This is a genomic window from Flavobacterium sp. HTF (assembly GCF_003105115.1).
Classification (GTDB): Bacteria; Bacteroidota; Bacteroidia; order Flavobacteriales; family Flavobacteriaceae; genus Flavobacterium.
In genome coordinates, this window is the sequence record NZ_QETH01000130.1 from 1 (window position 1) to 9,361 (window position 9,361).

The 9,361-nt window shown below is 32.9% G+C and carries 14 protein-coding genes; 6 read left to right on the plus strand and 8 right to left on the minus strand.

All coding sequences use genetic code 11. The annotated features are described in order from the left end of the window. Positions 1-350, minus strand: a 350-nt coding sequence (locus DCO46_RS21270; protein WP_207784986.1) for a hypothetical protein, incomplete at its 3' end; no start/stop codon positions are given. 474 nt (positions 351-824) lie between these two features. Between DCO46_RS21270 and DCO46_RS21275 the strand changes: the two genes are divergently transcribed. The 3 genes from DCO46_RS21275 to DCO46_RS21285 all read left to right on the plus strand — a co-directional run bounded on the left by DCO46_RS21275 (position 825) and on the right by DCO46_RS21285 (position 2,475). Next, positions 825-1,430 (plus strand): hypothetical protein, encoded by a 606-nt coding sequence (locus tag DCO46_RS21275; RefSeq protein ID WP_243416379.1) that lies wholly within the window; start codon positions 825-827, stop codon positions 1,428-1,430. 51 nt (positions 1,431-1,481) lie between these two features. Further along, entirely contained in the window at positions 1,482-1,970 is a 489-nt protein-coding gene (locus DCO46_RS21280) for a DUF4259 domain-containing protein (protein WP_116754488.1), read from the plus strand. A 61-nt stretch (positions 1,971-2,031) separates the two neighbouring features. After that, a complete protein-coding gene (locus tag DCO46_RS21285; protein ID WP_243416380.1) occupies positions 2,032-2,475 on the plus strand; it encodes an acyl-CoA thioesterase in 444 nt (147 codons plus the stop codon). A 76-nt stretch (positions 2,476-2,551) separates the two neighbouring features. Here DCO46_RS21285 and DCO46_RS21290 read toward each other — a convergent pair whose 3' ends face one another. The 6 genes from DCO46_RS21290 to DCO46_RS21315 form a co-directional block, all read right to left on the minus strand. Beyond that, positions 2,552-3,130 (minus strand): DUF4833 domain-containing protein, encoded by a 579-nt coding sequence (locus tag DCO46_RS21290; protein WP_116754489.1) that lies wholly within the window; start codon positions 3,128-3,130, stop codon positions 2,552-2,554. Positions 3,131-3,147: 17 nt separating this feature from the next. Beyond that, complete coding sequence (locus DCO46_RS21295; RefSeq protein WP_116754490.1) at positions 3,148-3,579, minus strand: GtrA family protein; 432 nt, start codon at positions 3,577-3,579, stop codon at positions 3,148-3,150. A 1-nt stretch (position 3,580) separates the two neighbouring features. After that, a complete protein-coding gene (locus tag DCO46_RS21300; protein WP_116754491.1) occupies positions 3,581-4,267 on the minus strand; it encodes a CDP-alcohol phosphatidyltransferase family protein in 687 nt (228 codons plus the stop codon). A gap of 153 nt (positions 4,268-4,420) precedes the next feature. Continuing rightward, positions 4,421-5,227, minus strand: a complete 807-nt coding sequence (locus DCO46_RS21305) for a phytanoyl-CoA dioxygenase family protein (RefSeq protein ID WP_116754492.1) — start codon at positions 5,225-5,227, stop codon at positions 4,421-4,423. A gap of 230 nt (positions 5,228-5,457) precedes the next feature. Then, the gene (locus tag DCO46_RS21310) at positions 5,458-6,246 is read right to left on the minus strand and encodes an SDR family NAD(P)-dependent oxidoreductase (protein WP_116754498.1); all 789 of its coding nucleotides are present in this window, start codon (positions 6,244-6,246) and stop codon (positions 5,458-5,460) included. A gap of 156 nt (positions 6,247-6,402) precedes the next feature. Then, positions 6,403-6,936 carry a GNAT family N-acetyltransferase gene (locus DCO46_RS21315; RefSeq protein WP_317048067.1) on the minus strand — a complete coding sequence of 178 codons (534 nt, stop codon included), beginning with the start codon at positions 6,934-6,936 and terminating at the stop codon, positions 6,403-6,405. A 759-nt stretch (positions 6,937-7,695) separates the two neighbouring features. Between DCO46_RS21315 and DCO46_RS21320 the strand changes: the two genes are divergently transcribed. The 3 genes from DCO46_RS21320 to DCO46_RS21325 all read left to right on the plus strand — a co-directional run bounded on the left by DCO46_RS21320 (position 7,696) and on the right by DCO46_RS21325 (position 9,101). Further along, positions 7,696-8,103, plus strand: coding sequence for a helix-turn-helix domain-containing protein (locus DCO46_RS21320; protein WP_116754494.1), 408 nt, complete (start codon positions 7,696-7,698; stop codon positions 8,101-8,103). A 264-nt stretch (positions 8,104-8,367) separates the two neighbouring features. Then, positions 8,368-8,529, plus strand: coding sequence for a hypothetical protein (locus DCO46_RS22820; protein WP_165829046.1), 162 nt, complete (start codon positions 8,368-8,370; stop codon positions 8,527-8,529). Next, positions 8,529-9,101 carry a GNAT family N-acetyltransferase gene (locus DCO46_RS21325; RefSeq protein WP_116754495.1) on the plus strand — a complete coding sequence of 191 codons (573 nt, stop codon included), beginning with the start codon at positions 8,529-8,531 and terminating at the stop codon, positions 9,099-9,101. The genes DCO46_RS22820 and DCO46_RS21325 overlap by 1 nt, the downstream gene beginning before the upstream one ends. Positions 9,102-9,129: 28 nt before the next feature. On the opposite strand, the gene DCO46_RS23115 is transcribed toward DCO46_RS21325, so the two are convergent. Then, positions 9,130-9,361: hypothetical protein (locus DCO46_RS23115; RefSeq protein WP_207784987.1), on the minus strand; the 232-nt coding region annotated here is incomplete at its 5' end.

Consider the following 9,361-nt stretch of genomic DNA (forward strand, 5'->3'; position numbering starts at 1 on the left):
CAATTCTTGGAACGAACTAAAAAAACTGTGTTTTTATTAAATAAACCAGCCAACTCATAATCATCTATTTTATGATTCTTATCATATACATTTAAATTACGAACAAATTTCTTGAGAGATAATATTTTTTTTTCTTTAATATTATTAAAAATGTTTATTTCCTTAAAGAAAAAAATCCCATTATTTCCATTACTGATTTCATCTATATAGTAGTGCTTTGGAATTTCATCGTAAGTCTTTATATATTTTTTGTCGTATTTAAAAAAAAGCGTGTCTTTTGTTTTTTGTTGAGCGAGCATAAAGCCATTACAAAAAAGTATTATTAAAAAAATAAAAAAATTAGTTTTCATATTTGTATCATTATAAATTAATTAGAACAAGGAACACTTTTACCTAACATATTTGAAAGTGATTCAATAGAGGCTTTTTTAAATGCCACCTACAATCGGAGATTCTTCTTTTTCACAACTCATAAAACAAACTAACATACATGTTAGTACTATTTTTAACATTCCAGTTAAATTATCTTTCATTTTTAAGATTTTTAATATTATTATGTAGCTTTAAGACTACAAATATATAAAAATAAATCAAAAAAAAGATTAGAATAAACTTGACACCTCTTCCACTACAAAAAAGTAAGGGCGAATTTATAATAGTAAAGAACAGTAAAAAGTCGGGAGACTTCTATCTGGTTTATAATTTCTAAGGAACAAAAAAATTGTGCAAAATAAGGAGACATTCGTACAGCTTTTCATGAGAACTCTAATACTACACAGCTAGAAAAATTTAGTATATTATTGTTATATTCGCTAATCTTACTAATGGCACAAAGCCAACTGCAAAAAGTCGAATTGGCGCCGTTTAATGGCTGCTACAAATTAGTAGGCGATAATTTTACAGAACCAAATAAGTGGAAAAAAATTAATAATATGGATGAAAAAATTGAGAAACTCAACCAATATTTAGAATCTGAAGAATATGACGATTTTTATAACCTTGGTAATGACATTGTCTTTTGGGTTGACTGGAGAGAATCTGACGATGCAATTATAGAGTACTGTGAAAAATGTTTAAAAACAACTTCATTAAGTGCCGAAATGAAACAAGTTTCAGACAACCTGGAATTGACAATAAAATATGAAAATACAATTTATACAGAAAAAATTGTTGACAGAGACAGGACAATAATATCACTTAACGAAATTATTAAACCAAAATATGAAATTCGATTCTGCAAAGTGAGTGATGGTTCTGATACATTAGCTTTCCTTCCACTAGCCAATCAACAATGGCAACAATTAATGGAGAAGTACGGGGAACAAAAAATAAATCAATGCTTTGAACCAATAAATGAGGACTCCGTGATGTTCAACAAGGAATATGATTTTGATTTTGACAATAGCGATATAATACTTGACCTTGACTAACAAAAAACTACCATCAATTTAAATCATTAACAGAATAAAACTTAATATATTATGGGAGCTTGGGGACACAAAGCATTAGAAAGTGATAATGGATTAGATGTAATTGACTGTATCAAGGAATATGTTTCGTCTGAATATCCGAATACTAACCCAATAGACCTGACACTTTCAGAAGTTGTGAATACTTTGCAGGAGAGCGGTTTTTTTGGAAAGACATTTGACGAAATTGATTTCCTTTACGACAATACTGCAATGGCGTTGACAGAATTATTTTTAATGTTCAAAACAACAGGACAAATAGACTATGAGGACGAAGAGGATGAAATAAAGGACCTGAAAAAGCGAGTTAAATCATTCACGGGAGACCAAAAATCTTTTGACTTTCTTTTACAATATCTGACAGACATTAAAAATGGTGTGCCTGACGAAGATGGCGAAAGAGAAATTGTTGAACTATGGAAAGACTCTGATAATTATAAGGAATGGGAACAGAATCTGGACACTTTAATTAAAGGCCTAAAGACAGGCGTGAGTAATTAGCCCGAACCGCTAAAAAAACAGATAAGCAGACCGCAATATGCCCAAAATATTTGCGTTTGCTATGGAAATTAAAATTTTATATAATATTATGGAATATTCAAAAAAATACACCGTTGCAGACGAACATATAGATGTACAAGGTATCATGGATGGCTTGTATTATACATTTTACATGGAGGAATGCCGCCATGCTTACATAAAAGAAATTCTGGGTTTTGATTTTGTTGAACAGGCAGAAAATGGTGTATTTATGGTTTTGTCGGAGTATAAGATTAAATTTATACGTTCTCTCAAAAAAGATGATTCCTTTGATGTAACCTGTAGCGTATACACAGATGCTCAGGGATTGCCAAGACTGCATTTTAAACAATCAATAATAAAAAATGGAAAAATTATGGCTTCGGCAGTATTTACAGGAACTTGTATTCCTGCAACCGGAGGAAGACCTTATTTACCTGAAGAGTTGAAAGCAAATTTTGCGGATGCACCTTCATTAGAAGTTTAATATCTTAAGGATCACAAGCTGAAAATCCCATTTCTATCGAAATGGGATTTTTTTATGTCTGCTCCATATTATGATCTTATTTCAACAACATTCTTTCCGTAATTGTTTTATTTGAGGAAATTTCAATTCCGGTAACTTCGGCATACTTTACATTGGGTAACCAAAAAGAACCTCCTTCAATTCGCACAAATATTTTTTCTACCTGAATTTTTTTCTGATTTACCGTTACAAAAACATGATATTTTTGGTCGGAATCTGTCTTTTTCAGGGTTAAGGGTAACTTTTTGTACGATACAAACTTCAGTTCAAACTCTTCATTATTTCCCGTTTTACTTTCTATTCCGTATGCAAATTTGCGTTGTATATAACTGAAATCTTTTTTTTCTCCGTTCTCAGCATATCGAATCCAATAGGCTTTTACAGGATTGCTTTTGTCTATTTTTCCATTTTCCTGATAGTTTATGGCATAAATCGCAGTGTTTATATTGGGGTCACGCTGAATGTAAAACAGCATATTGTCTATATTTTTAGGCGTTGGAAAATGTAATGGCGATGGATTTTTGGATTGCGCCATTAGATTTCCGGAAAATATATTTACTAAAATCGTTATAACGATTAGTGATTTTGTGAAATTTTTAAATAGTAGTTTATTCATAACGAAATACTTATGCGCTAATTTGATTCGATTACATTCTGTTTTTCGTTTGTCCTAAAAACCCAATATTTAATCAGTGGATAATTAAATCCGTAAGAAACAAAACTATCCGTGATTAATCTTCCGATTCTGTAATCGATTTGAAATACTTTTTGCAAAATAAGCGTACCAAATGATTTTAAGGAAATGCTTCCCAACACCACCAACGCAAATTTAAAAAGCTGACTATCGATGCGATTGCTGTAACCACATTGATTTTTGAATACCCAAAATCTGTTGATGCTGAAATTGATAATAGCACCAACGGCTCCGGAGATTAGAATAGAAAAGGTAAAATGCAATTTGAATACTTCTGTCAATAAAATCATTAAGCCATAATCGGTAATGCCGCCTAAAAATGCCGCAACCTGTGCTTGCAGAAAAGTAAAAATGGATTTTTTGCTGAACATATCAATCCTGGTTTTTATCTCTTAAATCACCCGACTTTAAAAGCTTAAAGCTATCTATAATATTGATTATAAACAAGATAGTAGTGATTAAACCAGCCAGATAGGTAATTGATCCGGGAAATAAAACTTCTATGATTAAAATGAAAGCAATAATAAACCTGAGTTCTGTCGGGCCGACAAAGCCGGAATCTATACTGTATTCGTTTGTAATTTTGTAGCGTAACTGACTGATAATGATAGACCAGCCATACAATGCGACAAAAGCAAAGGCTACTATTTGTGTACCGTTTTCAGCATAAATGTAGTAGCCAAAGCCTATAAGTACAATACCAATCCAGTCGGCAATAATATCGAGTGCAAAACCATACCAACGGCGCGGAATATTTCTATAGTAAGCCAGTCTTCCGTCCAGAGAATCGCCTAACCAGTTTACAGCCAACCCGATAATACCCAAAAGCAAATACCGGTTTGTTACATAAGTACCTAAAACAAAAGCTAAAAAAACCAATCCCGAACCAAGTGTACCAATCGAAGTAAGTACGTTTGGCGAAATGAATTTAGGCACTTTTGGAAGCAAAAATACAATCGTTGACTGTTCTGCTCTTTTTAAAATATTAGTTCGCTTACGGTCAGAAAATGTTCTTTGTGCAATTGCACTATAATCTTCAATCTGTGTTTCTTTTCCCATTATTAGCCCAATATTTGTAAGCCAGATAGTATAGCCAATTCTAGTTTTGCAATTTTAAATTTTACTTTTCTTTGCGAATTTTTAAAAAAATCTGTGGTACTTTTTAGCTTACCTGATCTAACCAGATAACTAAATGCTATAATAATCAGCATATTACTTAACAATACCCGCAAAACGTTGATAGAAAACCGTTGGACTGTTCTCGTTTTTGGGAGCGTATTTTCCTGCTATGATTGGAATATAAATAACCCTTCTTCTGCTCTCTTCTCCACGGATAGATGATTCTGCCACTCTGTGCCACAAACGGCCATCGTGAATGGTTAAATCTCCTGCTTCCGGAGTGATGGAAATTTCCTCAGGATCGGGTTTATTATCTAAAAAGTATTTTTTACGAAAAAGCATTTGATAAATACTTTGCTTGTGAGTACCCGGAATGATTTTAAGACCGCCGTTTTCAGGCTGTAAAGTGCTTAAGTGAATACCCACATTTAACATCGGGTTTAATTTTCCACCATAAAAAATATCTCTCAAACCGTCTGTATGCCAGCCCATTTTAGTAAACTTACTTTCCGGCCCATTGATATAATGGTTAAAAACCATTCCGTCTTTTTCTTCAGTTCCTAATCTTGCGCCCTCGCCTGCCAATGGCAATAAACCATTAAATCTTGGATCAAGCAAAAGACCGCTTAAGGCCTGATGATGCTGGTTGATAAAAGCAAAACGTTGTACAATTGGAGAGCCATCTAAATCTTTTCCGTATTTAATTGGAACGCCGTTTATTTTTTGAAGGTCATTGTCAATCCAATTTTGCTCCACTTGTTTGGAGGCATCAATGATGGATGAAACCGTTTCCGGATTTATAAATTTTTTGAAATGGATAAAGCCATGTTCGTTAAAAAAGGCAATTTGCTCATTAGTTAATTGCTCAGTAAGGGTGAAGGTTTTATAAGAAGATACCATGATAATATAGATTTAATAAATGAAATAATAGTGTTTGTGATTTTAACTAAAACAGAATAACAACAACAGCAACAACACATTAGTGTATTAGCGTGCATTCGGTTTTGAGATAAATTAAACATATTTTTTCTTTTATTTGACATACTCTATAGAATTAGTAGAATTTAATACAAACATAATATAAATTTTTCTTTTACAAAGAATATTTTTTTATTTTTTTTTGAAAAAAATTAAATTTTGTAAATACCGGCAGCCGTTTTCTCGATAAATCCCTTTGGTAGTATACGATTGGCGTAAACAGAAATGATATTGGTAAAACCCGGAATCACTTCAGATTTTTTGCTAAACATGGCTTTTACCGCCATTTTTGCAACTTTATCTGGCTGCATATTAAACTTTTCAGCCATTTTGTTCAGAGCACTTAATCCGGCTCTTGCAGCAAAACCGGTATCAACCGGACCCGGACTAAAACAGGTTACTGAAATGGAAGTTTTGGCTAGTTCAAAACGCAGGGCACGGGTAAACGATAAGACAAAAGCCTTTGTAGCCGAATAAACAGCCAGTGTAGGAACTGCCTGATAGGCAGCAGTACTCGATATATTTAAAATGTAGGCTTGTTTTTCCTTTGAAAGTATGGGAACTAATAAATGCGAAAGCTCTACCACTACATTCATATTAAGCTGCATCATACCAAGCTGATCGGTTAGCGCAGACTCACTAAAATCGCCCCACACACCATAACCGGCATTGTTTACTAAAACGCCAACCGGATAGTTATTCATTTTTATCCAGTCGGTTACTTTTAGCGATGCGTCGTTTATCGAAAGATCAATTGATAAAATAGAAACATTGATGCCGTATTTAACCTGAAGATCATCAGACAGTGCTTGTAATTCCTCCTCACTTCTTGCAACAAGCAATAGCGGATAACCCTGTTTGGCCAATTCATAAGCAATCGATTTTCCGATGCCTTTGCTGGCTCCGGTTATTAAGGCATGCGGTTTCGTTTTTTCGCTCATTTTATTCATTTAATTATCAAATATAAAGATTTATTGTAAACCGTATGTTGTGTAACATGTATAATGGTACCACTCTTCCCTATCCTTTGAGGCTTATTGCTGTCCGCATTCTTAAGCAGGCAGGTTGTTTCCTTAAGCTAATTATCCAACCCTGAATTACTTGTTTTTATTTAGTTTGGGATCATAAAGCATTGCGGTACATAAACAGTTTTTTCTTCCCTTACTCATCAATATCGGGCAGTTTACACACGATTTACAGCTTTCCCAAAACGTTTCATCTGAGGTCAGCTCTGAAAAAGTAACCGGTTCAAAACCGAGTTCGTGGTTCATTTTCATCACAGCAAGTCCTGAAGTTAAACTAAAGATACGGGCATCAGGATACAATTTCCTGCTCAGTTCAAAAATCTTTGTTTTAATTTTTTTGGCCAGTCCGGTATGTCTAAACTCCGGCGCTACAATAAGCCCTGAATTAGAAACATAGCTTCCATTTTCCCATACCGAAATAAAAGCAAAACCTGCCCATCTGCCGTCTGATGCAAAAGCGATGACTGCTTCTCCCTTATTCATCTTTTTCTCTAACAGCTGTGGCGAACGTCCGGAAATTCCTGTTCCGCGGGCTATTGCAGAAGATAAGGTCTCTTCACAAATCTGTTTGATCCAAAAAGTATGAGCCGACCTGGCTTTTTCAATAGTAAAATCTACTGGTTCTGCTGTCTCTTCAACACATGAAAGTATTGCATTTCTACGAAATGCGTTTCTATAAAAAAAACCTTTATTAGCAAGGTCAATATTAGCATCTATAATCGGGTCTGTAATTTTCATAATCGTTTAGGTATGTTTTAATTATCCTTTATTTGAATGAAGTAATTCCTAAAGGATTTGAGAAATTAGAAGAACATAATAAAGGAAACTATGGCAAAGACTATCAAATTGACGGCCCTGTCTTTTCTTTGCATAGATTTATTTGATAAGTATAGTTTAGTAAGTTCTTTATTTCTTGTCTTATTTGCTTTCATAGTTCTTTAATTGATAATGTTTAGGATATTTGCGAAATTTGTACAGCTGTCGCCAAAACTTAAATAGTTTTCAAAATCAATTTTTATTGATTTGATTCCTTTTAACTGGCTGCTTCGCCTTTATAAAAACAAACGATATGCCAAAACACTTTAAATAATACAAACCATTAATTAATAGACGATTAAAAAAATAAAATTATAATAGCATTTACGGATTACTCTCAAAATGATATGGTGAACCTTTCAAAATGAAAGGCTTTAACACAGGTTACATCATTCTTAAAACTACAAAATCAAAAGCTTTTAAAGTTTGCAAACTGGTATAATATCTGACAAAAAAAGATATTTTTTGGGATATTTTTTTATCTTTGAAACTCAGGATTTTTAATCCAAATGGCTTTATCTTTGAGCCTTTAGAAAACCAATATTCATTATGGAACAGAAAATACATCAGGGAAGAAACGTAAAACGTTTTAGAGAAATGCTTAACATAAAGCAGGAAGCATTGGCTTATGATCTGGGCGAAGACTGGAATCAGAAGAAAATTTCTATGCTCGAGCAAAAAGATGTAATTGAAGAAAAACTGTTGAAACAAATCTCTGCAGTTCTAAAAATTCCTGTAGAAGCGTTTCAGAATTTTGATGAAGAACAGGCAATAAATATTATTTCTAATACTTTTCATGACGGAGCAGTTGCTAACAATTCTGGGTATATCAATTGTACTTTTGATCCGATTGATAAAATTGTACAAATACATGAAGAAAAGATTGCTTTGTACGAGCGTATGCTGAAAGAGAAAGATGAAATGATGGTTAGGCTTGAAAAATTGATTGGTAAATAATCGTTTATTAAAGATATAATCAATTAATTCCTTTAAAAACAATACTTTACGACTTTTTATTATTTTGTTTTACACTATTCTTTTAATAGTAAATAAAAAACAGAAAAAAAATATCTTGGTAAATGTATATTTTATACATGTACATTTTGTATGTTTGTCAAGTTAAAACCACATATTTTTCTTACAAAAATTAAGATATTAAAGTCAATGCATATTAAAATGTGGTTTTTGTACAAACAAATTTTTTAATCAAATATTATCACAATGGCAAAACCAATCAAAAATACTCCTGTTTTAAGAGGTAAAGAAGCCATTGACTTTTATAAATCTATTGATTCTAATAGAGATAAAAAAGTTAGTGTTGATACTTTGACTTCAATTCGAACTGACGCCAGTAAGTTAAAAGAAATTCTAAAGGGAAATTAATGCCTTTAACTGGTTTCTCATTTTCTAAATTAAATTCTACAACAAACATTCTTCCTTTTGAATGTGGAGACGACGATTTGAATAGCTTCCTTAGCAATAAAGCTATTCCTTATAAAAAAGAACTCTTGGCTACCACATATTTACTTGAAAGTGAAGATAAAACTATTGCTTATTTAAGTATTTATAATGATGCTTTAGCCGTTCAGGAAAAAGATTTTGCTTCAAAAGGCGCTTTCAAGAGATTATTAAAAGAAATACTTACTCATCCTAAAAGGCATTTACGACAATTCCCTGCAATCAAAATTGGAAGACTAGCAGTATGTGAATCAACAAAAAAAGAGAGAAAAGGAATTGGCAGAGCGTTAGTGAATTTTGTTATTGATTTAGCATTAGAACAAAACAGCAATTGCGCATGTCAACTAATAACTGTTGATGCTTATACTCAATCGTTAGATTTTTACACAAAACTAGGCTTCAAGTTTCTTACAGATAGTGATAAGGGAGATGATACGAGACAAATGTATCTTGACCTTAGACCACTAATGAATACAGCGTATGATATATCTGCATAGGAAAAGAAAAACCGTCTAAGTACGATTCTTACTCTTCTAGAATTCTTTTAATTTTTCCTCTAAAAGATTGGTTACTACTAGAAGGAATAATTCCGTAACCTAGCATTGTTCCATTACCGAATCTAATTTTACATCTATAAAGTTCAAAAATTTCTGTAGCAAATAAATTTTGACGTTTTGAAAGTCCCATGCTGGCGCGAGCGTCCCGCTCGTGAATATTGACTCTTTTTAAAAGATAGTGCTCACGAGCGGGACGCTCG